Origin of the sequence: Aeromicrobium jepli, assembly GCF_047246605.1 — a bacterium.
In the GTDB taxonomy this organism is placed as follows: domain Bacteria; phylum Actinomycetota; class Actinomycetes; order Propionibacteriales; family Nocardioidaceae; genus Aeromicrobium.
Genome location: NZ_JBFOKO010000002.1, coordinates 246,929 through 271,817, shown reverse-complemented (window position 1 = coordinate 271,817; position 24,889 = coordinate 246,929). Strand labels below are relative to the sequence as shown.

Annotated in this window: 23 protein-coding genes; 14 read left to right on the top strand and 9 right to left on the bottom strand. The window is 72.7% G+C overall.

All coding sequences use genetic code 11. The features are described from left to right. Window positions 1–43: 43 nt before the first annotated feature. Together sepH and AB3M81_RS05015 are read right to left on the bottom strand one after the other, a co-directional pair. Window positions 44–922, bottom strand: coding sequence for a septation protein SepH (sepH, locus tag AB3M81_RS05020; protein ID WP_412902806.1), 879 nt, complete (start codon window positions 920–922; stop codon window positions 44–46). A gap of 92 nt (window positions 923–1,014) precedes the next feature. Then, the gene (locus tag AB3M81_RS05015) at window positions 1,015–2,190 is read right to left on the bottom strand and encodes an MFS transporter (protein ID WP_412902805.1); all 1,176 of its coding nucleotides are present in this window, start codon (window positions 2,188–2,190) and stop codon (window positions 1,015–1,017) included. 57 nt (window positions 2,191–2,247) lie between these two features. On the opposite strand from AB3M81_RS05015, the gene AB3M81_RS05010 reads away from it, so the two are divergent. The 3 genes from AB3M81_RS05010 (at window position 2,248) to AB3M81_RS05000 (ending at window position 4,555) form a co-directional block, all read left to right on the top strand. Continuing rightward, window positions 2,248–3,288: a ferrochelatase gene (locus AB3M81_RS05010; protein ID WP_412902804.1), complete on the top strand. Its 1,041-nt coding sequence runs from the start codon at window positions 2,248–2,250 to the stop codon at window positions 3,286–3,288. Then, window positions 3,285–4,073 (top strand): inositol monophosphatase family protein, encoded by a 789-nt coding sequence (locus tag AB3M81_RS05005; protein ID WP_412902803.1) that lies wholly within the window; start codon window positions 3,285–3,287, stop codon window positions 4,071–4,073. The genes AB3M81_RS05010 and AB3M81_RS05005 overlap by 4 nt, the downstream gene beginning before the upstream one ends. A gap of 182 nt (window positions 4,074–4,255) precedes the next feature. Beyond that, a complete protein-coding gene (locus AB3M81_RS05000) occupies window positions 4,256–4,555 on the top strand; it encodes a DUF4193 domain-containing protein (RefSeq protein ID WP_412902802.1) in 300 nt (99 codons plus the stop codon). Between the two features lie 70 nt (window positions 4,556–4,625). Here the strand turns inward: AB3M81_RS05000 and AB3M81_RS04995 are convergent, their stop codons facing one another. Further along, window positions 4,626–4,997 (bottom strand): DUF4235 domain-containing protein, encoded by a 372-nt coding sequence (locus tag AB3M81_RS04995; protein WP_412902801.1) that lies wholly within the window; start codon window positions 4,995–4,997, stop codon window positions 4,626–4,628. Then, window positions 4,963–5,472: a DUF3093 domain-containing protein gene (locus AB3M81_RS04990; protein ID WP_412902800.1), complete on the bottom strand. Its 510-nt coding sequence runs from the start codon at window positions 5,470–5,472 to the stop codon at window positions 4,963–4,965. The genes AB3M81_RS04995 and AB3M81_RS04990 overlap by 35 nt, the downstream gene beginning before the upstream one ends. Before the next feature lie 46 nt (window positions 5,473–5,518). Between AB3M81_RS04990 and dut the strand changes: the two genes are divergently transcribed. Genes dut through AB3M81_RS04970 form a run of 4 tightly spaced genes read left to right on the top strand, consistent with a single transcriptional unit; the run spans window position 5,519 to window position 7,642 of the window. Then, entirely contained in the window at window positions 5,519–5,989 is a 471-nt protein-coding gene (gene dut / locus AB3M81_RS04985) for a dUTP diphosphatase (protein WP_412902799.1), read from the top strand. Further along, a complete protein-coding gene (locus AB3M81_RS04980; protein WP_412902798.1) occupies window positions 5,989–6,615 on the top strand; it encodes a DUF3710 domain-containing protein in 627 nt (208 codons plus the stop codon). The genes dut and AB3M81_RS04980 overlap by 1 nt, the downstream gene beginning before the upstream one ends. 2 nt (window positions 6,616–6,617) lie before the next feature. Next, window positions 6,618–6,974: an OB-fold nucleic acid binding domain-containing protein gene (locus AB3M81_RS04975; protein ID WP_412902797.1), complete on the top strand. Its 357-nt coding sequence runs from the start codon at window positions 6,618–6,620 to the stop codon at window positions 6,972–6,974. Beyond that, window positions 6,971–7,642, top strand: a complete 672-nt coding sequence (locus AB3M81_RS04970; RefSeq protein WP_412902796.1) for a DUF3159 domain-containing protein — start codon at window positions 6,971–6,973, stop codon at window positions 7,640–7,642. The genes AB3M81_RS04975 and AB3M81_RS04970 overlap by 4 nt, the downstream gene beginning before the upstream one ends. 1 nt (window position 7,643) lies before the next feature. Here AB3M81_RS04970 and AB3M81_RS04965 read toward each other — a convergent pair whose 3' ends face one another. Together AB3M81_RS04965 and AB3M81_RS04960 are read right to left on the bottom strand one after the other, a co-directional pair. Continuing rightward, window positions 7,644–8,309, bottom strand: coding sequence for a potassium channel family protein (locus AB3M81_RS04965; RefSeq protein ID WP_412902795.1), 666 nt, complete (start codon window positions 8,307–8,309; stop codon window positions 7,644–7,646). Further along, window positions 8,309–8,974 carry a potassium channel family protein gene (locus AB3M81_RS04960; protein ID WP_412902794.1) on the bottom strand — a complete coding sequence of 222 codons (666 nt, stop codon included), beginning with the start codon at window positions 8,972–8,974 and terminating at the stop codon, window positions 8,309–8,311. Before AB3M81_RS04960 ends, AB3M81_RS04965 begins: the two co-directional genes overlap by 1 nt. A gap of 44 nt (window positions 8,975–9,018) precedes the next feature. Between AB3M81_RS04960 and AB3M81_RS04955 the strand changes: the two genes are divergently transcribed. After that, the gene (locus AB3M81_RS04955) at window positions 9,019–11,028 is read left to right on the top strand and encodes an APC family permease (RefSeq protein WP_489671968.1); all 2,010 of its coding nucleotides are present in this window, start codon (window positions 9,019–9,021) and stop codon (window positions 11,026–11,028) included. After that, on the top strand, window positions 11,025–12,230 hold the full coding sequence (locus AB3M81_RS04950) for a class I SAM-dependent RNA methyltransferase (protein ID WP_412902793.1): 1,206 nt from the start codon (window positions 11,025–11,027) through the stop codon (window positions 12,228–12,230). Before AB3M81_RS04955 ends, AB3M81_RS04950 begins: the two co-directional genes overlap by 4 nt. Before the next feature lie 7 nt (window positions 12,231–12,237). Here AB3M81_RS04950 and AB3M81_RS04945 read toward each other — a convergent pair whose 3' ends face one another. The 3 genes from AB3M81_RS04945 to AB3M81_RS04935 are packed head-to-tail and all read right to left on the bottom strand — an operon-like array spanning window position 12,238 to window position 15,838. After that, a complete protein-coding gene (locus AB3M81_RS04945; protein ID WP_412902792.1) occupies window positions 12,238–14,556 on the bottom strand; it encodes an FdhF/YdeP family oxidoreductase in 2,319 nt (772 codons plus the stop codon). A 49-nt stretch (window positions 14,557–14,605) separates the two neighbouring features. After that, window positions 14,606–15,115: an SRPBCC family protein gene (locus AB3M81_RS04940; protein ID WP_412902791.1), complete on the bottom strand. Its 510-nt coding sequence runs from the start codon at window positions 15,113–15,115 to the stop codon at window positions 14,606–14,608. A gap of 54 nt (window positions 15,116–15,169) precedes the next feature. Next, complete coding sequence (locus AB3M81_RS04935) at window positions 15,170–15,838, bottom strand: HhH-GDP family DNA glycosylase (RefSeq protein ID WP_412902790.1); 669 nt, start codon at window positions 15,836–15,838, stop codon at window positions 15,170–15,172. A 68-nt stretch (window positions 15,839–15,906) separates the two neighbouring features. Between AB3M81_RS04935 and AB3M81_RS04930 the strand changes: the two genes are divergently transcribed. The 5 genes from AB3M81_RS04930 to AB3M81_RS04910 all read left to right on the top strand — a co-directional run bounded on the left by AB3M81_RS04930 (window position 15,907) and on the right by AB3M81_RS04910 (window position 24,809). Further along, on the top strand, window positions 15,907–18,417 hold the full coding sequence (locus AB3M81_RS04930) for an SCO7613 C-terminal domain-containing membrane protein (protein WP_412902789.1): 2,511 nt from the start codon (window positions 15,907–15,909) through the stop codon (window positions 18,415–18,417). 139 nt (window positions 18,418–18,556) lie between these two features. After that, the gene (locus tag AB3M81_RS04925; RefSeq protein ID WP_412902788.1) at window positions 18,557–21,382 is read left to right on the top strand and encodes an aconitate hydratase; all 2,826 of its coding nucleotides are present in this window, start codon (window positions 18,557–18,559) and stop codon (window positions 21,380–21,382) included. 83 nt (window positions 21,383–21,465) lie between these two features. Continuing rightward, window positions 21,466–21,972 (top strand): flavin reductase family protein, encoded by a 507-nt coding sequence (locus tag AB3M81_RS04920; RefSeq protein ID WP_412902787.1) that lies wholly within the window; start codon window positions 21,466–21,468, stop codon window positions 21,970–21,972. Between the two features lie 53 nt (window positions 21,973–22,025). After that, window positions 22,026–23,894: a 1-deoxy-D-xylulose-5-phosphate synthase gene (dxs, locus tag AB3M81_RS04915; protein WP_412902786.1), complete on the top strand. Its 1,869-nt coding sequence runs from the start codon at window positions 22,026–22,028 to the stop codon at window positions 23,892–23,894. 12 nt (window positions 23,895–23,906) lie between these two features. Further along, complete coding sequence (locus AB3M81_RS04910; RefSeq protein ID WP_412902785.1) at window positions 23,907–24,809, top strand: proteasome assembly chaperone family protein; 903 nt, start codon at window positions 23,907–23,909, stop codon at window positions 24,807–24,809. The last annotated feature ends 80 nt before the right edge of the window (window positions 24,810–24,889 follow it).

The following is a 24,889-nucleotide window of genomic DNA, read 5'->3' as shown; positions in this document are numbered from 1 at the left end:
GAACGAGCCGCCGTATCGAGACCCCGGATGCCGCTGAGTGACCTCAGTCGGAGGACGAGCCGCCGAACATGATCTCGTCCCAGCTGGGGACCGAGCGGCGCGAGTGCTTCTTGCGCGGCTTCGGCGTGTCCGGGACGGCGACGCGCTCCTCGAGCGCCTGGTCCTCGTGGTCGTCGACGACCTCGGGCTTGGGCTCCTCGAAGACGGCCTGCTCCATGGCGCGACGGTCGCGCGCCTCCTTGATCGAGCGCACCAGGGGAGCGGTGTCGACGGGCGCGTCGGCGGCGTCGAACGCCTCGGGTGCCTCGCGCACGAGGTCCGCCAGCGCCATGTCGTGCTGCTCCTGGGTGGCCAGATCGCCGACGAGACTGCGCGCGGCGTCGTCGTCGGCGACGACGTAGCGGCTCTTGGGGTCGAACAGGAACGTGGCGGCGCCGTCCTCGAGGTCGACCTGGACCGTCCAGCGGCCGTCCTCACGGCGCCAGGCGTCCCAGCGCGCCGACTCGGGCGAGATGCCGCGCTCGGCGAGGGCCGCGTCGGCCAGCTCGGACAGCGCGACGGCGTGGCCGCCGACGTGCTTGCGGCGCACGGACGTGGCGCGCGCCGACTGGGCCATCCACTCGCGCTCGGCGATCACGGGAACCGCGAAGCCGTGCACGCGCTCGACGGTGATGCCGGCCGCCTCGGCGACCTCCTCGACCGACTCGCCGCGGCGGATGCGGGTCTGTATGTCTCGGGGGGAAAGTGAGCTCTCCATCGGAATCTCCATCTGTCCGGAACGGCTGGACCCCACGGGAGTGCGGTCGACCAGGGACGTGAGCCGGCGATCGATGCTGAGCCGGAACCGTTCACCGGTGGTCGCGTCACGGGCGACGAGGAAGCGTCCGTCGTCGCTGAGTCCCACGGTCGCGAGTTCCCGCATGTTCGAGCCTCCCCGTGTCGCTGCTGCCACCGACTTCGATCCTAGGGAACCATCCTGCGAATCCGTGGAGACGCGCCGGGGCGTCGGCTCGTTCACGCGCGGACCCACGGCCGATCGCGGTACAGCAGGGCGACCGTGGCGGTCATCAGGGCGGCCGCGACGGGCAGTGCGAAGCCCACCGGCACCGAGAAGTGGTCCACGAGGTGGCCGGAGACGGCCGCGCCGCCGGCGGTCCCGGCGGACATGCCGGTGGTGGTCCACGTCAGCGCCTCGGTCAGGCGGGACGGCGGCACGCTCAGCTCCACGAGGTGGACCGCGGTGATGAGGGTCGGCGACAGCATCAGCCCCGCCAGCAGGAAGAACACCGCCAGCCAGACGGTGTTCGGCACGAACGGCAGCGGCGCGAGGAACGCGGTGAGGCCGAGCGTGCCGATCCGCAGTCGCCGGACGGGATCGACCGGCGGCGGGAGCGCGCCGATCACGAGTCCCGCGAGCAGGCTGCCGGCCGAGAAGATCGCGAGGACGATGCCCGCCGCGCCCGGCTGGCCCTCCTCCTTCGTGAACGCCACGATGAGCACCTCGTTGGCGCCGAAGAGGACGCCCAGCCCGGCCGCCGCGACGACGAGGGGGCCGAGGAGCCCCCATGGCAACGGCACGCGCGGACCGTGGTCCCGGGTCGTGTGGGGCGGCTGCGTGGCCCGCTGCGCGGCGAGGCCCCACGCGCCGACGATCGCCGCCGCGCCGGCGACGGCGAGCCCGGACCAGTCGAGGACGCTGAGGGTCAGGACCGTGACGAGCACGGGCCCGACGATGAAGACGACCTCGTCGAGGACGGCCTCGAGGGCGAACGCCGTCTGCAGGCGCGAGCGGTCCGCGAGGACGTGCGTCCAGCGGGCGCGCACGAGGTTGCCGGCCTGGGGCGCGCCGGCGCCGCTGATGGCGGCGCCCACCGCCGCAGCGGCCAGGCTCGTGTCCACCGTCAGCAGGAGCAGGATCAAGCCGGCCACGAACAGCGCACCGGCGGCCAGCAGGACGGGAGCCTGGCCGACGCGGTCGGCGAGGCGGCCCTGGACGGGTGCGAAGACCGCCGACACGACCACGTAGACGGCCATGACCAGGCCCGCCGGCCCGTACTCGCCCGTGCGCTCCGAGATCAGCAGCACGATCCCCAGGCCCGTCATCGACAGGGGCAGCCGGCCGAGTGCGCCCGCCGCCGTGAACGCGGGGGCGCCGGGGGTCGCCAGGATCGTGCGGTACGAGGAGAGCATGGTCGCACCAATGTAGGGCTCCGCGCCGCGTGACCACCGAGGTGGGAGACTGGGCGCATGGACGCACGGCCCTATGACGCCCTCCTGCTGGTCTCCTTCGGAGGCCCCGAGAAGCCCGAGGACGTGGTGCCGTTCCTCGAGAACGTGACGCGCGGCCGCGGCATCCCGAAGGAGCGCCTCGTCGAGGTCGGCGAGCACTACTTCGGCTTCGGCGGCAAGTCGCCCATCAACGACATCAACCGCGCGCTGCTGGACGCGCTGCGCGCCGACTTCGCCGAGCAGGGCCTGGACCTGCCGGTCTACTGGGGCAACCGCAACTGGGACCCGTACCTGGCCGAGGCCGTCGACCGGATGGAGGCCGACGGCGTCCAGCGGGCGATCTGCTTCATGACCAGCGCGTACTCGTCGTACTCCAGCTGCCGCCAGTACCGCGAGAACCTGTACGAGGTCTCGCACGACCGGCCGATCCGGCTCGATCGGCTGCGCCAGCACTTCAACCACCCCGTCTTCATCGAGCTGTTCGCCGAGGCCACGCGCCAGGCCCTCGACGAGGTCGGCGACGACGCGCACGTCGTCTTCGTCACGCACTCGGTGCCCGAGCAGATGAACGAGGCCAGCGGCGGTCCCGGCTGCGGCCTGTACGAGCGCCAGCACCTGTCCGCGGCAGGCCTCGTGGCGGAGCGCCTGGACCTGCCGGGATGGACGCTGGCGTACTGCTCGCGCTCGGGCCCGCCGTCGCAGCCGTGGCTCGAGCCCGACATCAACGACCATCTCGAGGAGCTCGCCGAGCAGGGCGTCACGGGTGTCGTCCTGGTGCCGATCGGCTTCGTGGCGGACCACATGGAGGTCGTGTACGACCTCGACACCGAGGCCAAGGCCACGGCCGAGAAGCTCGGCCTGCGGTTCGCCCGCGCCGCGAGCCCCAACGCCGACCCCCGCTACGCGGGCATGATCCGCGAGCTCGTGCTGGAGCGCGCGTCGGCCGAGCGCGGCGAGTCGCCCGAGCGGCCGGCGCTGGGCGAGCTCGGCCCGAAGGCCGACACCTGCCCGGCGAACTGCTGCGTGAACCCGCGCTCGCAGCGCCCGGTCCTGGCGTGACGGAGCTGCTCGACCTGGCGCGCGTCGTCGCCGCCGAGGCGGTCGAGCACGTCCGGTCCCTGCGTCCGGCCGGACGCGTCGGCGTCGCGGCGACGAAGTCCAGCCCCACCGACGTCGTCACCGAGATCGACCGGTCGTGCGAGGAGCTCATCCGCGCGCGCATCCTGGCCGCGCGTCCCGACGACGCCTTCGTCGGCGAGGAGGGCCAGGACGTGCCGGGCACGTCCGGCGTCGAGTGGGTCGTCGACCCGATCGACGGCACGGTCAACTTCGTCTACGGCATCCCGCGCTACGCCGTCGCGATCGCCGCGCGGCGCGAGGGCGTCGTCGAGGTCGGCGTCGTGGTTAACATCGCGACGGGCGAGGCGTACGAGGCGACGCGCGGGGGAGGGGCGTGGCGCGTCGACGGGCCCGAGCCGGTCCGCCTGACCGGCCCGCCCGACCTGCCGCTGGACCGGATGCTCGTGGCCACCGGCTTCAACTACGTGGTCGCGGTGCGCGAGCAGCAGGCCGCCGCCGTCGGCCGGATGCTGCCGCACGTGCGCGACATCCGCCGCATCGGTGCCGCGGCCCTGGACCTGGCCGATCTCGCCGAGGGACGGCTCGACGCCTACGTCGAGCAGGGGCTGAAGCCGTGGGACGTCGCGGCGGGCGGCCTGGTCGCGAGCGAGGCCGGCGTGACGGTCACCGGCCTCGACGGGGAGCCCACCGAGCGGCTCGTCGTGGCGGCGCCCGCGGCGCGCGCCGAGGAGTTCCTGGCGCTCGTGCGCCGCTGTGGGTTCTGAGGCGTCGGACGCGCCGCGCCACGGGCGCTCGCTCGGGTCGCGCGCGGGCCCCAGGAGTGGGAATATCGGCGGACCCGCCGGACTTGAGGCTTGCGGATGCGTGGGGTCTTGACCCGTGTGGTTGAATCTGCGCGTTCCACAAGAACACGACGAAGTTCCACGAGAACGAGCATGGAGAGTTGATGGCAACCGATTACGACGCCCCGCGCAAGACCGATGAGGAGCAGTCCGAGGACAGCATCGAGGAGCTGAAGGCGCGTCGCCACGAGAAGAACTCGGGCAAGGTCGACGAGGACGAGGTCGAGGCGGCCGAGTCGTTCGAGCTGCCCGGCGCCGACCTCTCCCACGAGGAGCTCGCGGTCAAGGTCGTGCCCAAGCAGTCCGACGAGTTCACCTGCATGTCCTGCTTCCTGGTGCACCACCGCAGCCAGCTGGCGACCGAGAGGAACGGCTCGCCGATCTGCCGCGACTGCGCCGACTGAGACGCCGACGTACCGACCGGGCCCCACGGGCCGGCCGACGCCCGTTGCGGGGCCCGGCCGGACGTGGGGCTCAGTGCTGTCGGTCGTCGAGCGCTCGCATGCCCGGCGGCAGCCCGCCGGTCGACCTGACCCAGTAGCTGGCCGCGCTGCGACGCAGGACCGTGCGCACCACCTGGACCGTCGCGCCGCCGACCGCGGCCCACGCCACGGCCTCCTTGGTGCTCAGGTCGGGGTGGCGCGTGTGCCGCGGGGGCTTGCGTCCGGTCGCCAGCCGCCACGCCACGTTCGACACCCGCGGCGCCAGCGCGGCGGCCAGCAGGCCCGAGCCGGCGTCGAGGGCCTTCCAGGCACCACGGCCGCGTCCCCTCGCGACGCGCGCCTCTGCGGCAGAGGTCGTCGTCGCCGGATCAGGTTCCGTCGGGGTCGGGCGCTTCCTGGCCATCGGTGCTCCTTCGTTCGGGGGCACCAGTCTGGCCCACGGCGCGCGTGAGCGCGTCGGGACGGCGCGACGAGACGAGCCAGTAGGGCGTCGGGTCGGCGTCGTCGACCACCTCCACGCGCACGCCGCGGTCGATCCACGGCCGCGTCAGCAGGAAGGCGCGGTCGGCGCCGGCGCGGTCGAGCGCGGCACGCCAGGCCGCCGGATCGAGCGACTCGACGCGGCCCAGGTGCGGCTCCTCGAGGTGCGCCTCGCCCGCGCGGAACCGGCCGGGCTCGGCGACGATCCGCAGCGAGCCGTAGCGCCACAGGCCCGCGCCGAGCAGGACGAGGGCGGCGAGGGCGGCGGCGGCCGCGACCGTCGGCGACGTCGCGACGAGCAGCAGCCAGCCCACGACGACGGCCAGCAGGACGACCATGGCCCACCACAGGCCCGAGGCGGTGAGGCGTTCGACGTGACGGGGGGAGGTCGTGTGCACGGCTCCACTGTGCCCGATGGTGGGTGACCGCAGTATCGTCGCCACCGTGACCGAGGTCCTGATCCGTCGCCTGGCCGACGACGTCCCGATCCCGTCCTACGCGCACCCGGCCGACGCGGGCGCCGATCTCGTCTCGACGGTCGACGTCACGCTGCAGCCGGGGGAGCGGCTCCTCGTGCCGACGGGGATCGCGATCGCGCTGGCGGAGGGCTTCGCCGCCTTCATCCACCCCCGCTCGGGGCTGGCGCTGCGTCACGGGCTCTCGGTCGTCAACACGCCCGGCACGATCGACGCGGGCTACCGTGGCGAGATCAAGGTGCTGCTGGTGAACCACGACCTGCACGAGCCCGTGCACATCGCGCGCGGCGACCGGATCGCCCAGCTGGTGGTCCAGCGCGTCGAGCACGCCCGCTTCGTGGAGGTCGACGCGCTGCCGGACTCGGTGCGCGGCAGCGGCGGGTACGGTTCCTCGGGTGGTCACGCCTCGATCGGGGCATCGACGGAAGGACGACAGTGATGTTCGGTCGCAAGAACAAGGACGCGGGCGCCCCGGCGCCGGCGGCCGCCCCCGAGCCGGTGGAGGTCACCGGCCACCGCGCCGACGGCCCGTTCGACGTCACGGAGCGTCCCGTGGGCTCGGCGGACGAGTACGTCGACCTGGGCAGCCTGCTCATCCGGATGCGCCCCGACATCGAGATCCAGCTGCCCACCGAGGAGGACGTCGTGACGGCGGTCCTCGTCACCGCCGAGGGATCGGCCGTCGAGCTGCGGCCCTTCGCCGGTGCGCGCAGCGGCGGCACGTGGGACGGCGTCCGCGAGGAGCTGCGTCAGCAGGTCGAGGAGCGCCAGGGCACCTACCAGGAGATCGAGGGACCGTTCGGCACCGAGCTGCTCGCCCAGTTCCCGGCCACCGCGCCCGACGGCTCCGCCGCCGTGCAGCCCGCCCGCTTCATCGGCATCGAGGGCCCGCGCTGGGTCGTCCGGGCCACGATCCTGGGCGCCGCCGGTCTCGAGTCCACGAACGAGGGCGTGTTCATGGAGGTCCTGCGCGACCTGCGCGTGCGCCGCGGCGACGAGCCGCGGATCCTGCGCGAGTCGCTGCCGCTGACCCTGCCGCCCGACGCACAGCGCATCGAGGAGTAGTGATGGCCGGACTGGTCTCGCGCTGGGTCGACCGGTACTCGGTCGAGCGGCAGGAGGACGACGAGCTGCGGCGCCGCACGGTCGCCGCGGGCTGCGCGGCGATCAAGGACGTCCCCTCCCGTGAGGTGACCGAGGTCCACGGCGTGCTCAACAGCGTCGCGCTGCGCCCGATAGGCGATGCCACCGCGCTCGAGGCCGAGCTGTACGACGGCACGGGCTCGATCACGCTCATCTGGCTCGGCCGCCGGCGGATCGAGGGCATCAGCCCCGGCCGGTCGCTCACGGCCACCGCGCGCATCGGGCTGCGCGGCACCGAGCGCGTCATGTACAACCCGGCGTACCGGCTGGACGCCTCGTGAGCGAGCCCGAGCGGCCGGCCGCCGACGTCGCGACCGTCGAGCAGCTCGTCCGCCAGAAGCTCGCCGAGGCCTTCGGCGGCGCCCGCGGCATCGTCGAGGCCGCCGTCCCGACGGCCGTCTTCACGGTCTGCTACCTCACCACCCGCGAGCTGCGGCTGGCCCTGATCGTCGCCACGGCGCTCACGGCCGTGCTGCTGATCGTGCGCGTGGTCCAGCGGTCCAACCCGCAGTTCGTCATCAACGCGCTCGTGGGGATCGGCATCGCCGCGATCTTCGCGTCGCGCTCGGGCGAGGCGCGCGACGTCTTCCTGCCCGGCATCATCTACAACGCCGGGTACGCGGCCGTGCTGATCGCCACCGTCCTGATCGGCTGGCCCGCGATCGGCCTGATGATCGGCGCCCTCGTGGGTGACCTGTCCGGCTGGCGCGACGATCCCGGCATGCGCCGGCTGTGCAACCGCCTCACGCTGCTGTTCGCGCTGCCGTGCATCGCCCGCGTCGTCGTGCAGTACCCGCTCTACCTGGCCGACCAGATCGCCTGGCTGGGCGCGTCCAAGATCGTCATGGGCTGGCCGCTGCAGATCGCCGCGCTGCTGGCGATGGTGTGGCTGCTGAGCCGCAACAGCACCCCGCTCGAGTCGTCCGGGGACCCCGAGCCCGAGGCGTAGCTCAGGCGTCCTTGGCCGACAGCAGCGCCGCCAGGGCCGCCTCGCTGTCGGTGGGCGTGACGAACAGCAGCTCGTCGCCCGCCTCGACCGTGCGGTCCGACTCGGGCAGCAGCGTCTCGTGCTGGCGCAGGATGACCAGGACCGTGACGCCCTCGGGCCAGTCGATGTCGCCGATGCGGCGGCCGACGTGCGGCGAGTCCGCCGGGACGGTCAGCTCCACGAGGTTCGTCTCGCTCTGGCGGAACGTGAACAGCCGCACGAGGTCGCCGACGGCGACGGCCTCCTCGACCAGCGCCGCCATGATGCGCGGCGTCGACACGGCCACGTCGACGCCCCAGGACTCGCCGTAGAGCCACTCGTTGCTGGGGTTGTTCACGCGGGCGACGGTGCGCGGCACCGTGAACTCGGTCTTGGCCAGCAGCGACATCACGAGGTTGGCCTTGTCGTCGCCCGTGGCCGCGATCGCGACGTCGCACGTGTCCAGGCGCGCCTCCTCGAGCGTCGACAGCTCGCACGCGTCGGCCAGCAGCCACTCGGCGTCCGGCACGCGGTCGCGCCGCATCGACGCGGCGGACCGCTCGATGATCAGGACGCTGTGGCCGCTCTCGATGAGCTCCTGCGCGACGGAGCGGCCGACCGCGCCGCCCCCGGCGATGACGACGCGCATCAGTCGTCCCCCTTCGGTCCGGCCGCCACGGCGGCCAGGGTGCGGTCGGCGTCCTCGTCGACGACGAAGAGGCTGAGGAAGTCGCCCTCCTGGATCACCGAGTCCCCGGTGACCTGGACGCCGGCGCCGAGGCGCGTGATGAACGCGACCCGGGCGCCCGTGTCGGCCTCGAGGGCGGCGACGGTGCGGCCGACCCAGGCGAACGGGGCGTAGGCCGTGTCCAGGCGCAGGCGGCCGGACTGGTCGCGCCATATGGGCTCGGACCCGGCGGGCAGCAGCCGGCGCAGGACCTGGTCCGCGGCCCACGGCACCGTGGCGATCGTGGGGACGCCGAGCCGCTCGTAGACCTCGGCGCGGCCCGGGTCGTAGATGCGGGCGATCACGTTCTCGACGCCGAACAGCTCACGGGCGACCCGCGCGGCGATGATGTTGGAGTTGTCGCCGCTGGACACGGCCGCGAAGCCGTCGGCGCGCTCGATCCCGGCGGCGCTGAGCACGTCGCGGTCGAAGCCCATGCCCGTCACGGTGAGGCCGGAGAAGCTGGGTCCCAGGCGGCGGAACGCGCCCGGGTCGGAGTCGATGACAGCGGTCGAGTGACCGCGTGACTCGAGGCTGCGGGTCAGCGTCGCTCCGACGCGGCCGCACCCCATGATCACGATGTGCACACGGCGACGCTACACCGCTTCTGCGGGGGTCTAGCATCGACCGGGTGGGATTGACCGGGGCGCTGAAACGCGCGGTGATCGGGCGGAAGCTGCGCACCTCCCAGATGGACGAGACGCTGCTGCCCAAGCGGGTGGCGCTGCCCGTCTTCGCGAGCGACGCGCTGTCGTCGGTCGCCTATGCGCCGGACGAGATCTTCCTGACCCTCTCGATGGCCGGGCTGTCGGCCTACGCGTTCAACTGGCAGATCGGCCTGGCGGTCGTCGTGGTCATGCTGACGGTCGTCGCGTCCTACCGCCAGAACGTGCACGCGTACCCCAGCGGCGGCGGCGACTACGAGGTCGCCACGGTCAACCTCGGGCCCAACGCGGGCCTCACGGTCGCCAGCGCGCTGATGGTCGACTACGTCCTCACCGTGGCCGTGTCGATCTCGTCGGGCGTGCAGAACGCGACCGCCGCCCTGCCGTTCCTCAACGGACACGAGGCGACCGCCGCGGTCGCGCTCGTGGCGCTGCTGACCGCCATGAACCTGCGCGGGACCAAGGAGTCGGGCTCGGCGTTCGCCATCCCCACGTACCTGTTCATGGCGTCGATCGGGATCATGGCCGTCTGGGGCTTCGTGAAGTATGCGGCCGGGTCGCTGCCGATGGCCGAGAGCGCGCAGTACAAGATCGCTCCCGAGGAGCCGTTCACCGGCGCCGTCACGGGCCTGGCCATGGCCTACCTGCTGGCACGCGCGTTCTCCTCGGGCTGTGCGGCGCTGACCGGCGTCGAGGCGATCAGCAACGGCGTGCCGGCCTTCCGCAAGCCCAAGAGCCGCAACGCCGCCACGACGCTGCTGCTGCTCGGCTGCATCTCCATCGCGATGCTGATGAGCATCATCGTGCTGGCCGACCTCATGCACGTGCGGTACGTCGAGGACCCGGCGCACCAGCTGCTGCTCGACGGCCGGCCGGTGGGGGAGGGCCACGTCCAGGAGACGGTGCTGGCCCAGCTCGCGGGCGCGCTCTTCGACGGCTTCCCGCCGCTGTTCTACTTCGTCATCGCCTGCACGGGCGTCATCCTCATCCTGGCCGCCAACACGGCCTTCAACGGCTTCCCCGTGCTGGGCTCGATCCTGGCGCGCGACGGCTTCCTGCCGCGCCAGCTGCACACGCGCGGCGACCGGCTCGCGTACAGCAACGGCATCATCACCCTCGCCGCCGCCGCGAGCGTGCTCATCATTGCCTTCGACGCCGAGGTCACGAAGCTCATCCAGCTATACATCGTCGGCGTCTTCGTGTCCTTCACGCTGAGCCAGCTCGGGATGATCCGGCACTGGACCCGCGAGCTGCGCAGCGAGCAGGACCCCGCCACGCGACGCCGGATGCAGCGCTCCCGGGCCGTCAACACGTTCGGCCTGGCGATGACGGCCGTCGTGCTCGTGATCGTCCTGATCACGAAGTTCCTGTCGGGCGCGTGGATCGCGATCCTGGCCATGGTGGCGGTGTTCGTCGTGATGCGGTCGATCTCGCGCCACTACAGCCACGTCGCGACCGAGCTGGAGATCGACTCCGGCGACGTCGCGCTGCCGTCGCGCGTGCACGCCGTGGTCCTGGTGAGCAAGCTGCACAAGCCGACGATGCGGGCGCTGGCGTACGCGCGGGTCTCCAAACCCAGCTCGCTCGAGGCCGTCACGGTCGACCTCGACCACGAGGAGACCGAGGCCCTCACGAAGCGCTGGGAGGAGCTCGGCGTCCCGGTGGCGCTGCGCGTCCTCGACTCGCCGTACCGCGAGATCGTGCGCCCGATCGTCCGCCACGTGAAGCAGCGCCGCACCGAGAGCCCGCGCGACATCGTCACGGTCTACGTGCCCGAGTACGTCGTCGGCCGCTGGTGGGAGCAAGCGCTGCACAACCAGACCGCGCTGCGGCTGAAGGCCCGGCTGCTGTTCGTGCCCGGCGTGCTCGTCGTGAGCGTGCCGTTCCAGCTGGCCTCGGCGAAGAACGCCTCGCCGCTGGACACGCGGCCAAGTCCCGGCGACGTCCGCCGGGGCATCGGGGCGGACCGGCCATGAGCGATCCCGTCGTCCAGGTCGGGCCCGTCGCGCACGGCGGCCACTGCGTCGCGCGGCTCGACGGCCAGGTGGTCTTCGTGCGGCATGCGCTGCCCGGCGAGACCGTCCGGATCCACATCACCGAGCGCTCCAAGCGGTTCCTGCGCGCGGACGCGATCGAGGTCATCACGCCGTCGCCGGACCGCGTGCCCCGGCCGTGCCCGCTGTCCGGACCGGGGCTGTGCGGCGGCTGCGACTTCCAGCACGTCTCCGCCGAGGGCCAGCTGACCCTGCTGACCGACGTCGTGCGCGAGCAGCTGCAGCGCCTGGCGGGATTGGAGTGGGACGGCCGCGTCGAGGCCGTCGGCCCGCTGCTCGACTGGCGCACCCGCGTCGTGTGGTCCGTCGCCGAGAACGGCTACGTGGGCCTGCGCAAGCACCGCAGCCACGAGGTCGTCCCCGTCCCCACGTGCCCCATCGCGCACCCGAACCACCCGCGCGTGAGCGACCAGCTGTGGGACGAGCCGCGCGTCGAGTCCATCGCGTCCTCGACCGGCCAGCGACTGCTCGTCACCGACGCCACGATCGACGACGCCCTCGAGGCGCAGGTCGACGGCGTCGTGGCGTCCGACGGCAGCGTCCGGGCCGGCACGGGGATCGTCGTGGAGGAGGTCCACGGCCGCCGGTTCTCGGTCTCCGGGTCCGGCTTCTGGCAGGTGCACCCCGCGGCGGCGACGACCCTCGTGGACGCCGTGATCGCGGGCGCCGACGTGCGGCCGGGCGACCGGGTGCTCGACCTGTACGCCGGGGCGGGCCTGTTCTCGGCCTTCCTGGCGCCGGCGTGCGCGCCCGGCGAGCTGGTCAGCGTCGAGGGCAACCGGCGCGCGTCGGCCGACGCGCGGGGCAACCTCGCGGACCTGGCGAACGCCGCCATGATGCACGCGCCGGTCGAGCGGGCGCTGCGCCGCGGACTGCTCGGCGAGCGGGCGGACGTCGTCGTGCTCGACCCGCCGCGCACGGGGGCGAAGGAGGCCGTGCCGGCGATCGCCGCGCTGTCGCCGCGCCGGATCGTCTACGTGGCCTGCGACCCCGCCGCGCTCGCGCGGGACCTGGCCACGTTCGGCGAGCACGGCTACGCGCTGGAGTCGCTGCGCGGGTTCGCCCTGTTCCCGATGACGCACCACGTCGAGTGCGTCGCGGTGCTGACCCGCGCCGGCGCCTGAGCCGGGCTCACCCAGCCGCGACCGGCGACGCCGCCCGGTCCGCGACCCGCTCGAGCCGCACGACGATGCCCTTCGACGCCGGCTGGTTGCTGATCGCGTCCACGTCGTCCAGGGGCACCAGCACGTTCGTCTCGGGGTAGTAGGCGGCGGCACAGCCTCGCGGGGTCGGGTACGGGACGAGCTCGTAGCCCTCGACGCGACGCTCCACCCCGTCCGGCCAGACCGAGACCACGTCGACCACCTCACGCTCGGCGAGGCCGAGCTCGGCGAGGTCCTCGGGGTTGACCATGACGACGCGACGGCTCCCGTGGATGCCCCGGTAGCGATCGTTGCTCGTGTACGGAGTGGTGTTCCACTGGTCGTGCGAGCGCAGCGTCTGCAGCACCAGGTGCCCTGCGGGCGCCCGAGGCGGCTCGCCGCTGTTCCTCGTGAACACGGCCTTGCCCACGGGCGTGGGGAACACGCCCTCGTTCACTGGGTTGGGCAGCGGGATGCCGCCAGGGCGCGCGACCCGGGCGTTGAAGTCGTGGAAGCCGGGCACGACGCGCGAGATCCGGTCGCGGATGGCGCCGTAGTCGGCCTCGAAGTCCGCCCACGGGATCGGGTGGTCGTCGCCGAGCGTCCGGCGTGCGAGCCGGCTCAGGATGGCGACCTCGCTGAGCAGCAGCGGCGAGGACGGCTCCAGCCGGCCGCGGGACGTGTGCACGACGCTCATGGAGTTCTCGACCGTGACGAACTGCTCGCCCGTGGCCTGCACGTCACGCTCGGTCCGCCCCAGGGTGGGCAGGATGAGCGCGGTCTCGCCGCAGACGACGTGCGAGCGGTTGAGCTTGGTCGAGACCTGCACCGTCAGCCGGCACCGCCGGATGGCCTCCTCGGTGAAGTTGCTGTCGGGAGCGGCGCGCACGAAGTTGCCCGCGACGCCCATGAAGACCTTGACCCGGCCCTCGTGCATGGCGCGGATGGAGTTCACGGAGTCGAGGCCGTGGTGCCGCGGCGGGTCGAACCCGAACTCCTCCTGCAGCGCGTCCAGGAACTCGTCCGGCATCTGCTCCCAGATGCCCATCGTGCGGTCGCCCTGGACGTTGCTGTGCCCGCGCACGGGGCATGCGCCGGCGCCCTGCTTGCCGAGGTTGCCGCGCAGCATCAGGAAGTTCACGATCTCGCGGATCGTGGGGACGGCGTGGCGGTGCTGGGTCAGGCCCATCGCCCAGCAGACGATGACGCGGTGGGCGCTCAGCACCTCGTCGCGCACCGCCTCGATCTCCTCCCGCGTCAGTCCGGTGTCGGCCAGGACATCGGACCACTCGGTGGCGCGGACGTGCTCGCTGAACTCCTCGAACCCGACGGTGCTGGCGTCGATGAACTCGTGGTCCAGCACGGTGCCGGGCGCCGCGTCCTCCGCCTCGAGCAGCAGCCGGTTGAGCGCGCGGAACAGGGCGAGGTCGCCCCCGACGCGGATCTGCAGGAGCCGATCGGCGATCTGCACGCCCTTGCCGATCACGCCGCGCGGCTTCTGCGGGTTCTTGAACCGCTTCAGGCCCGCCTCGGGCAGCGGGTTGACGGCGATGATGCGGCCGCCGTTCAGCTTCGTCCGCTCGAGCGCGGACAGCTGGCGCGGGTGGTTGGTGCCGGGGTTCTGCCCGACCAGCAGGACGAGGTCGGCGTGCTCGAGGTCCAGCAGGCTGACCGTGCCCTTGCCGACGCCGATGGTCTCGTGCAGGGCGAACCCGCTGGACTCGTGGCACAGGTTGCTGCAGTCCGGCAGGTTGTTGGTGCCGAACGCGCGGGCGAACAGCTGCAGCAGGAACGCGGCCTCGTTGCTCACGCGCCCCGAGGTGTAGAAGGTCGCCTCGTCGGGCGAGTCGAGGGAGGTGAGCTCGTCGGCGAGCAGGCCGAACGCCTCGTGCCAGCTGATCGGCTCGTAGTGCTCCGAGCCGGGCCGCTTCACCATCGGCTCGGTGAGCCGGCCCTGCTGGTTCAGCCACTCGTCGGAGCGCTCGCTGAGCTCCGTGACGCTGTGGCGGCGGAAGAAGTCGGCCGTCACGCGGTGCGTCGTCGCCTCGTCGTTGATGTGCTTGGCGCCGTTCTCGCAGTACTCGTTCCGGTGCCGGTGGCCCGGCGCCGGATCCGGCCAGGCGCAGCCGGGACAGTCGATGCCGTCGACCTGGTTCATGTTGAGCAGGGTCAGCGCGGTCCGCCGCGGGGACGTCTGGTCGAGCGAGTACTCGAGGGCGTGGGCGACGGCCGGCACCCCGGCCGCCCAGTCCTTGGGTGGCGACACGGTCAGGTCGTCGCTCGTCCCGTCGTCCGGTGATCTGCTCATCGTGCGCTGCCTCTCGCCGCGGTGACCCGTGTGACTGCGCCGCCGGGTGTCACCCGTGCGGCCATCCCGGGATGGTGGTGGGGGACTCGTCGTAGTTGTGCTGCACCCGGCCGTCGTGGATCGTTCCCCGCCAGGCCTCGCCGGCCTCGCCCATGCCCTCGACGAACGTCTTGAAGTGCTCCAGCTGGGACCTGAGCAGGCGCTGCACGGCCGGCCGGAGCAGGGCGCCCACCGGCGGCCGGGGGTCGAGGCGCAGCTCCACCCGCACGGCGGTCAGGTCGGGAGCGAGGGACTCGAAGGTGACGGCGCCCTCGTGGTGCAGGCGTCGGTCCAGGCTGCGCCACTGCACGAGCGAGTCGGGATGCTGCTCGAGGGTCTCGGCGTGGAACTCGTGGTGCAGGGGTCCGAGCCCCAGGACCCAGCGGGTCACGGCGGGCCGCTCCTGCTCGACGTCCCTCACCGCGGGCATGAACCGCGGGAACGTCTCGAACTGCGTCCACTGGTCGTATGCGGTGCGCACGGGAACGGCCACCCGCACCTCGTCCACGATCGCCCCCATGAATCGACCGTAGACCCGCGATCGCCGGGGCACCACCGCACCGACGGCCCCGGCTCAGGACCTCGTCACGTCGGCGAGCAGGCGCGGGTCCCGCGCGGCGCGCACACAGGCGGCGACCAGCCGGGCGAGGTCCTCCCGCCGGACGAGGCGGGCGAGCTCGGGCCCCGAGGCCGGCAGACCGAGGCGCTCGGCACCGCGCGCGGCGAGTCCGTCGACGTACGGCGCGACGTCGGGCCAGGTGGACTGGACCTCGCGCAGGAAGACTCCCGCACCGGTCGGCCCGATCCCGGTGAACTCCTGGAGGGCGGCGGCGAGGGCGGGCACGTCCTCGCACCGCTCGTGCATGCGGCGCAGGTCACCGGCGTGCTCGTCGAGCACGGCACGGGACAGCTCGGCGAGCCGTGTCGCGGTGCGCTCGTCGTAACGGCGGTAGCCACCGCGCCCGAGCGCGGCGACCAGCGTCCGTCGCGGGAGGTCGCGGGTCCGTCGCGGCGTGGTGCAGCCGGCGGCGAACAGCTCACGGGCGGTGGCGACCGCGGCCGTCGAGCGGATGGGGGCCGAGAGCAGCAGGCTCAGCACGAGCAGCTGCCACAACGGCGCCGGCTCGTCCTCCAGCGCGATGCCGGCCTCCTGGGCGAACGTGGTGCCCGCGCGGTCCAGGAGCACGCGGACCACCTCGGCGTCGCTCATCGGGCGCGCAGCCGGCTCCCGCGCGTCGTTCACGCGGCCTCCCGCGTGACGCGTGCGTGGCGGTGCTTGCGCCGGTGTGACGGGTGAGGTTGAGTCACCCCGTGAAGTATGCCGACCCCCATGCGTGTCCAGCCTGCCGAGGCGCCATCGCGGGGGAGCCCCGCTGCCCGCACTGCGACTTCCCGCTGGGGTCGGCGCCCGCGCACCGCCTCTGGTCGCTGTTCCTCGAGGCCGACCGGCTCGTCGCGCAGGGTCGCGCGCTGCAGGAGGCGCCTCAGCCCGGACCGGCACCGGTCCGGCCGGCCACGGCGGGGCAGTCGCCGCAGCCGGCCCACGCGCAGCCGGGGCCGCAGTACACGCCGCTCGCGCCCGCGCCGGGCTCGTCGTGGTCGACGGGGTCCGTGCTGCTCGCGCTCGGCGCGGTGTGCCTCGTGGTCGCCGGACTGATCTTCGCGACGGTCGCGTGGGGAAGCCTGGGCATCCTGGGCCGCGCCGTCATCCTGCTCGCCCTCACGGGCGCGGCCGGGTGGTGCGCCGCGTGGGCGACCCGGCGCCGCCTGTTCGGCACGGCGGAGGCCCTGTGGGCCGTCTTCGCCGGCCTCGTCACGGTGGACGTCCTCGCCGCGGTCGCCGAGGGCCTCCTCGGCCTCGATTGGGGCGACTTCCCGCTGGTCTCGGTCGCCTGGACCGCGGTCCTGACGGCCGTCGCCGTGACGGTCGTGCGCCGAGCCCGCGCGTCGGTCGAGCACGAGCTCGTGGTGCCGCAGCTCGCGGCCGGCCTCGCCACGTGGATCAGCACGCCCGCGGTCCTCGTCCGGCTGGGCGACGACTTCGGTGCCGCCGAGCTGTGGTTCTGGGCGGCCCTCATCGCGCTCGTCGTCCCCGCCGCGGTGGCCGCGGTGGCACGCCGCGCCGGCCTGCTCTGGGCCGTGTGGACCAGCGGCCTCGCCGTCGCGGGCGTCGGCGTCCTGCTCGTGGCGCTGGCGTTCGGCGCCGCCGTCGCCGACACGCCCGTCGTCACCGTCGCCGAGGCACTCCCGGCGATCGTGCTGGCCGCGGTGCTCGCCGTCGCCGCCCGGCTCGTCGCGTCGCTCCGACCGTGGCTCGTCGCCTCGTCCGTCGTCGTCGTCCTCTTCCTGCTGGGCGTCGCCAGCGCCGGCTGGGCGTGGGACCTCGACGTCGACCGGACCGTCGGCGTGGTGGTCGTCGGCGTGGCTGTCGCGGCCCTCGCGTGGCTGGCCACCGGACCCGGCGGCTGGGCGACCGGCCTGCGCTGGGCGGCCCTCGTGGGCGCGCTGGCCCCGATCTTCTGGCTGATCGCCGTCGCGATGACGAACCTCGAGCGCATCGACGCGGCCAGCTGGTTCTCCTCCCCGGCCGACGTGTGGGTGCGTCCCGTCGAGATCGAGTTCGACCAAGGCGCGTGGGTGCTCGCCGTCGCGGCGCCCGTCCTGCTCGCGTGGGTGGCCGTGCGCCGCTGGCGCTCGCCGGTCCTCGCGCCCGAGGGCTGGTGGGGGCCGGTCGCGCAGCTGCTCGTCGCGCTCGCCGTCGTCACGTCGGTGTCCGCGACGCTGCTGCCGTTCCTCGTGCACGCGGCGGTGCTCGTCGCCGTCGGCGCGGCACTGGCCGTGGGCCTGGCCCGCGCGCCGTGGCCCACCGCCCTCGTGCCGCCGGTCCTGGCGGGCTTCGCGATGGTCGTCGTCCCCGGTGGCGCCGACGTGACCGCGTGGGCCTGGGGCCTCGCCGCGGCCGGCCTCGCCGTGTGCGCGGTCGTCGGTCACGACGACCCGGTGCGCGAGCGCCGGGTCGTCTCCGCGGTGTCGGCGGGCCTCGCCGTCGGCGCGGCCATCGCGACCGTGGGCCAGGTGCTCGCGTTGGCCGACGTGGAGACCGGGTGGCAGGGGACCGTCATCGCGGGCCTCGCCGCGGCGACGCTGCTGCTGTCGCTCGCGCTCGACGAGCTGCCGGCCCACCGGCTCGCGCTCGAGATCGTCGCCGGCCTGGCGTTCCTGTTCGCCGTCACGTCCGGCAGCGACGACCTCGCCGACGTCGCCCTGCAGTGCACGATCGGCGCGGTCGCGGCGGCGGTGGTCGGCCTGCTCGACGAGGACCGTCCGTACCTGCGCTGGGTCGCCGTCGGCCTCGTCGCGTGCGCATGGGTCGCGCGGCTCGCGGCCAGCGGCGTCGACACGGTCGAGGCGTACACGGCGCCGTTCGCGGTCGTGCTGCTGGCGGCCGGCGTGTGGCGCCTGCGCACGCATCCGGGCGTCCGCTCCTGGAACGCGCTCGCGCCCGGACTGGCCATGGCCCTGCTGCCCTCGCTGCCGCAGGCGCTGGGTGACCCGACGAGCCTCCGGGCCGCCCTGCTGGGGCTCGTGGCCCTGCTCGTCCTGGGGGCCGGGGCGGTCCTGCGCTGGGGCGCCCCGGTCGCCGCCGGCGCGTCGGTCGTGCTGCTGCTCGTGCTGGCGAACGTCGGCCCCACGGCGCTCGGCCTGCCGCGCTGGATCCTCATCGCGCTGGCCGGTTTCGTCCTGCTGATCGTGGGCACCACGTGGGAGAAGCGCGTGCAGGAGGGACGGGCCCTGGTGGCCCGGCTCGCCGAGCTCAGGTGAGGGTCGCCTGAGCCGGGCAGGACCGGGATCGTTTGGTATCGTTTATCTTGACATCAAGATATCTGGTGACTCAGGTCATCTCGACCGCCCACGCGCCGCCACGCGGAGGCACCATGGGAACACCAGCGAAGGAGAAGCCATGAGCGTCGACACATTCCGGGCGAAGGACTCCCTCTCGGTCGGGGACAAGTCCTACGACTACTACCGACTGGACGCGGTGCAGGGCGAGGGGCTCGACGTCGCCGGCCTGCCGTTCAGCCTCAAGATCCTGCTCGAGGCGCTGCTGCGCACCGAGGACGGCGCGGACATCACCGCCGACGACATCAAGGCCCTGGCCGCGTGGGACCCCGCGGAGGAGCCGAACAAGGAGATCCAGTTCACGCCCGCCCGCGTGATCATGCAGGACTTCACCGGCGTGCCGTGCGTCGTCGACCTCGCCACGATGCGCGAGGCGATGGCCGACCTCGGCGGCGACCCGAACAAGATCAACCCGCTCGCGCCGGCCGAGATGGTCATCGACCACTCCGTCATCGCCGACGTCTTCGGCACGCCCGAGGCGTTCGAGCGCAACGTCGAGATCGAGTACGAGCGCAACGGCGAGCGCTACAAGTTCCTGCGCTGGGGCCAGGGCGCGTTCGACGACTTCAAGGTCGTCCCCCCGGGCACCGGCATCGTCCACCAGGTCAACATCGAGCACCTGGCGCGCGTCGTGTTCGAGCGCGACGGCGTCGTCTACCCCGACTCCTGCGTCGGCACCGACTCGCACACCACGATGGTCAACGGCCTGGGCGTCGTCGGCTGGGGCGTCGGCGGCATCGAGGCCGAGGCCGCGATGCTCGGCCAGCCCATCAGCATGCTGATCCCGCGCGTCGTGGGCTTCAAGCTGTCGGGCGAGCTGCCCGAGGGCTCCACCGCGACCGACCTCGTGCTCACGATCACCGAGATGCTGCGCCAGCACGGCGTGGTCGGAAAGTTCGTCGAGTTCTACGGCCCCGGCGTCTCCGCCGTCCCGCTGGCCAACCGCGCCACGATCGGCAACATGAGCCCCGAGTACGGCTCGACCGTCGCGATCTTCCCGCTCGACTCCGAGACCACGAAGTACCTCGAGCTGACCGGCCGCAGCGCCGAGCAGATCGCGCTCGTCGAGGCCTACGCCAAGGCCCAGGGCCTGTGGCACGATCCCGAGGCCGAGCCGCGCTTCTCCGAGTACCTCGAGCTCGACCTGTCGACGGTCGTCCCCTCGATCGCCGGCCCGAAGCGCCCGCAGGACCGCGTCACGCTCGCCGACGCCAAGCAGGGCTTCCGCGGCGCGCTGGCCGACTACGCCACCGACGAGGTCGACGGCGACCGCAAGCCCGGCGTCCCGCCGGCCGCCAACGAGGAGACCGGCTACGACGAGGCGGTCGCCGAGACGTTCCCGGCCTCCGACCCGGTCTCGAGCCACGACGACGGCAAGAGCGCGCCCAAGGACTACGCGTCCTGCGCTCCGACCGACGGCGGCCGCCCGAGCAACCCCGCGATGGTGACCCTCGAGGACGGCACGCAGTTCGAGCTCGACCACGGCGCGGTCACGATCGCGGCCATCACGTCGTGCACCAACACGTCCAACCCGTCGGTCATGATCGGCGCGGCCCTGCTGGCCAAGAAGGCCGTCGAGAAGGGCCTGCAGCGCAAGCCGTGGGTCAAGACGACGCTGGCCCCGGGCTCGAAGGTCGTCTCGGACTACTACGAGCGCGCCGGCCTGACGCCGTACCTCGACAAGCTGGGCTTCAACCTGGTCGGCTACGGCTGCACCACGTGCATCGGCAACTCGGGCCCGCTGATCCCCGAGGTCAGCGCCGCCGTCAACGAGAACGACCTCGCCGTCGTCTCGGTGCTGTCGGGCAACCGCAACTTCGAGGGCCGCATCAACCCCGACATCAAGATGAACTACCTGGCCAGCCCGCCGCTGGTCGTGGCCTACGCGCTCGCCGGCACGATGGACATGGACATCACGACCGAGGCGCTCGGCACCGACTCCGAGGGCAACCCGGTCTACCTCAAGGACATCTGGCCGTCGCCGGCCGAGGTCGAGGACGTCATCGCGTCCGCCATCTCGTCCGAGACCTTCAGCCAGGAGTACGCCGACGTCTTCGCCGGTGACGAGCGCTGGCAGAACCTGCCCACGCCGGACGGCGACACGTTCGCGTGGGACGAGGACTCCACGTACGTCCGCAAGGCGCCCTACTTCGACGGCATGGGCCTGCAGCCCGAGCCCGTCCAGGACGTCGAGGGCGCGCGCGTCCTGCTCAAGCTGGGCGACTCGGTCACGACCGACCACATCAGCCCGGCCGGCGCCATCAAGAAGGACAGCCCCGCCGGCAAGTACCTCATGGAGAAGGGCGTCGAGCCGCGGGACTTCAACTCGCTCGGCTCGCGTCGCGGCAACCACGAGGTCATGATCCGCGGCACGTTCGCCAACATCCGCCTGCGCAACCAGATCGCGCCGGGCACCGAGGGCGGCTTCACGCGGGACTTCTCCACTGACGGCGAGGTCACCACGGTGTTCGACGCCGCGCAGAACTACCAGGCCGCCGGCATCCCGCTGGTCGTCCTGGCGGGCAAGGAGTACGGCTCGGGCTCGTCGCGCGACTGGGCGGCCAAGGGCACGGCGCTGCTGGGCGTCAAGGTCGTCATCGCCGAGAGCTACGAGCGCATCCATCGCTCGAACCTCATCGGCATGGGCGTCCTGCCGCTGCAGTTCCCCGAGGGCCAGAACGCCGAGTCGCTCGGCCTGACCGGCGAGGAGACCTTCAGCGTCACGGGCATCACCGAGCTCAACGAGGGCCGCACGCCCAAGACGGTCAAGGTCAAGGCCGGCGACGTCGAGTTCGACGCCGTCGTCCGCATCGACACGCCCGGTGAGGCGAACTACTACCGCAACGGCGGCATCATGCCGTACGTGCTGCGCTCGCTGCTCGACTGAGCACCGCATCGCCCGGAGCGCCCGCCACTCGACGAGTGGCGGGCGCTCCGTCGTCCGCCGCCGCGAGGTGGTGGGATGGGGGAGTGACGATCCACACCGATCACCCGTTCGTGCCGGCCGAGGGAGACAAGGACGCGTTCCGGCGGCTGCGCGGCCGGCTGCCCGCGCCCGCGACGGTCGTCGCGACGGGGCAGGGGCGCGGCCGCGTGGGGCTGACGGTCTCCTCGATCGTGCTGGTGGACGGGCCCGAGCCGCTCGTGACGCTGTTCGTCGACCCCGACTCCGACCTCGGCGAGGAGCTCGTGCCCGGTGCGCGGGCCGCCGTCAGCGTGCTGCAGGCCGGGGACGACTGGCTCGCCGAGGTCTTCGCGGGCCTCGCGCCGGCGCCGGGCGGGATGTTCACGGTGGGGGACTGGGCGGACTCGGGATGGGGTCCGCGCCTGCGGGAGCGGTCGTGGTGCGGGCTCACGGTCGCCGACGTGCGCGAGGTCGGCTGGGCGCACCAGGTCACGGGGCCCGTCGGCGAGATCGAGCTGGTGGACGCGACCGGCGTCGCCCACGCGCGCGGTCGCTTCCACCCGATCGGCTGAGCCGATCGGCCGGTCGCACCGCCGGGCTGAGGGGCCCTCGTTACGATGGAGCAATGGCCTCCGTCCTCAGTTCCGTGTCCGGTCCCGCCGACCTGCGAGGCCTGTCCGACGAGGAGCTGGCGCAGCTCGCCGCCGAGGTCCGCGAGCTGCTGATCGAGTCGGTCGCTGCCAACGGCGGACACCTCGGGCCCAACCTCGGCGTCGTCGAGCTGACGATCGCGCTGCACCGCGTCTTCGACTCCCCGAACGACAAGATCGTGTGGGACACGGGCCACCAGGCGTACGTGCACAAGATGCTGACGGGGCGGGCCGACCGCTTCGGCGACCTGCGCAAGGAGCACGGCCTCTCGGGCTACCCCAGCCGCGCCGAGTCCCCGCACGACTTCGTCGAGAACTCGCACGCCTCCACGTCGCTGTCCTACGCCGACGGACTGGCCCGCGCCAACGCGCTGCAGGGCAAGGACGACCACGTCGTCGCGGTGATCGGCGACGGCGCGCTGACCGGCGGCATGGCGTGGGAGGCGATCAACAACATCTGCGCCGACAACCGGCGCAACGTCGTGATCGTCGTGAACGACAACGGCCGCTCGTACACGCCCACGGTCGGCGGCCTGGCCAACCGACTCACCGAGATCCGCACCAACCCCCGCTACGAGTCCGCGTTGAGCGCCATCAAGGACCGCATGACGGGCGGGCCCAAGGTCGCCGGCGTCGCCTACGAGGCGCTGCACGCGATCAAGAAGGGCTTCAAGGACGCCCTCGCGCCGCAGGGGATGTTCGAGGACCTCGGCATCAAGTACCTCGGACCCGTCGACGGCCACGACCGCCGCGCCCTCGAGCACGTGCTCTCCGCCGCCCGTAACTACCGCGGACCCGTGCTGGTCCACGCGATCACCACGAAGGGCCACGGCTACGACATCGCGGTCGCGAACGAGAACGACCAGATGCACCAGTCGCACCCGTTCGACCGCTCCACCGGCGAGGCGATCAGCATCGCGCCGGCCGGCTGGACCTCGGTCTTCCGCGACGAGATCGTCCGCATCGCCGACGACCGTCCGGACATCGTCGGCATCACCGCGGCCATGCTCTACCCGACCGGCCTCGACGCGTTCGCCGAGAAGTTCCCCGACCGCGTCCTCGACGTCGGCATCGCCGAGCAGCACGCCGTGACCAGTGCCGCGGGCCTCGCGATGGGCGGCCTGCACCCCGTCGTCGCGGTCTACGCCACGTTCCTCAACCGCGCCTTCGACCAGGTCCTCATGGACGTCGCCCTGCACCGGCTGGGCGTCACGTTCGTGCTGGACCGCGCGGGCGTCACGGGCGACGACGGCGCGAGCCACAACGGCATGTGGGACATGTCGATCATGCAGATCGTCCCGAACCTGCACCTCGCCGCGCCGCGTGACGGCGCCCGCCTGCGCGAGGCGCTGCGCGAGGCCGTCGACATCGCCGACGCCCCCACCGTCGTCCGCTTCGCGAAGGGCGCCGTGGCGCCCGACCTCGAGGCGATCGAGCGCATCGGCGGCATCGACGTGCTGCACCGCGGCACCGATCCGCAGGTGCTCGTCGTCGGCGTCGGCACGATGGCCGCCACGGCCGTCGAGGTCGCCCGCGAGCTCGAGCAGTCCGGCCTCGGCGCCACCGTCGTCGACCCGCGCTGGGTCAAGCCGCTCGATCCCGCGATCGTCGACCTCGCGCGCGAGCACCGCCTCGTCGTGACGATCGAGGACAACGGCCGTCAGGGCGGCGTCGGCTCCACGATCCTGCACGCCCTCAGCGACGAGGACGTGCACGTGCCGGTCCGGATCCACGCGGTCGAGCAGCAGTTCCTCGACCACGCCAAGCGCGACGTGATCCTCGGTCGCCTCGGCCTGACGGCCGAGGCCATCGCGGCGGACACCCGCCGTCGCCTCGCGGAATGAACGAAGCAGGTGGTGACGTTGACTCCGAAGTGGTTCTCACGACGACGTTCCGATGACCTCGACCGCGACCCGATCCCGCTGATCGTCGCGCTCGACGGGTTCCTCAGTGCCGGCTCCTCCTCGCTGCTCGCGGCCGGGCAGCTGCGGACCGAGGACGCCGAGGTGGTCCACGAGTTCGACCTGGACTCGATGTTCGACTACCGCGCGCGCCGCCCGCCGATCACGTTCCGCCGCGACCACTACGTCGACTACGTCGAGCCGACGCTGCGCATCACGCGCCACCACGACCTCGCCGGCACGCCGTACCTGCTGCTCTCGGGTCCCGAGCCGGACTTCGGCTGGGAGGCGTTCGCCGCCGAGACGATCGACGTCATCAGCGAGCTCGGCGTCCCGCTGACGGTGTTCCTGGGCGGCGTCCCGATGGGCGTGCCGCACACCCGGCCGCCGCTGCTGACGATGCACGGCACCCGCCCCGAGCTGGTCGACCGCAAGAACTTCTGGAACGCCGAGGTCACCGTGCCGTCGTCGGCGCAGTCGATGCTGGAGTTCCGCATGCGCGAGCACGGCCTCGACGCGATCGGCTACGTCGTGCACGTGCCGCACTACCTGACTCAGATCGAGTACCCCACGGCCGCGCTCGCGCTGCTGGAGGCCGTCGCGCTCAAGCTCGGCCTCAGCCTCGACCTGGAGGAGCTGCGCGCGCGCCAGCCCGACTCGATCTCCGAGATCGAGCAGCAGATCGCCGAGCAGGACGGCGAGGGCGTGCTCCACGGCCTCGAGGAGCAGTACGACATCTTCAGCCGCGGTGCCGCCGAGTCGCTCCTGGCCGACGACGCCAGCCTGCCGACCGGCGACGAGCTCGCCAGCCAGCTCGAGCAGTTCCTCGCGAATCAGCGCAAGAACGACCAAGGGTGAAAGGCTGCGCCTTGTCCGTGGTTGCTCCACCTGTGACCACGGTTACGGGTGGTCTCGAGCGCTGACGGCCGGTGCCACGC

Bases quoted from the DNA above. Each gene is read 5' to 3' on its own strand.
- AB3M81_RS04950 (WP_412902793.1), top strand. From the start codon at position 11,025: ATGAGCGATCCCGTCGTCCAGGTCGGGCCCGTCGCGCACGGCGGCCAC.
- AB3M81_RS04925 (WP_412902788.1), top strand. From the start codon at position 18,557: ATGAGCGTCGACACATTCCGGGCGAAGGACTCCCTCTCGGTCGGGGAC.
- AB3M81_RS04945 (WP_412902792.1), bottom strand. From the start codon at position 14,556: ATGAGCAGATCACCGGACGACGGGACGAGCGACGACCTGACCGTGTCG.
- dxs (WP_412902786.1), top strand. From the start codon at position 22,026: ATGGCCTCCGTCCTCAGTTCCGTGTCCGGTCCCGCCGACCTGCGAGGC.
- AB3M81_RS04980 (WP_412902798.1), top strand. From the start codon at position 5,989: ATGTTCGGTCGCAAGAACAAGGACGCGGGCGCCCCGGCGCCGGCGGCC.
- sepH (WP_412902806.1), bottom strand. From the start codon at position 922: ATGCGGGAACTCGCGACCGTGGGACTCAGCGACGACGGACGCTTCCTC.
- AB3M81_RS05015 (WP_412902805.1), bottom strand. From the start codon at position 2,190: ATGCTCTCCTCGTACCGCACGATCCTGGCGACCCCCGGCGCCCCCGCG.
- AB3M81_RS04940 (WP_412902791.1), bottom strand. From the start codon at position 15,115: ATGGGGGCGATCGTGGACGAGGTGCGGGTGGCCGTTCCCGTGCGCACC.
- AB3M81_RS05000 (WP_412902802.1), top strand. From the start codon at position 4,256: ATGGCAACCGATTACGACGCCCCGCGCAAGACCGATGAGGAGCAGTCC.
- AB3M81_RS04995 (WP_412902801.1), bottom strand. From the start codon at position 4,997: ATGGCCAGGAAGCGCCCGACCCCGACGGAACCTGATCCGGCGACGACG.
- AB3M81_RS04965 (WP_412902795.1), bottom strand. From the start codon at position 8,309: ATGCGCGTCGTCATCGCCGGGGGCGGCGCGGTCGGCCGCTCCGTCGCG.
- AB3M81_RS05010 (WP_412902804.1), top strand. From the start codon at position 2,248: ATGGACGCACGGCCCTATGACGCCCTCCTGCTGGTCTCCTTCGGAGGC.
- AB3M81_RS04975 (WP_412902797.1), top strand. From the start codon at position 6,618: ATGGCCGGACTGGTCTCGCGCTGGGTCGACCGGTACTCGGTCGAGCGG.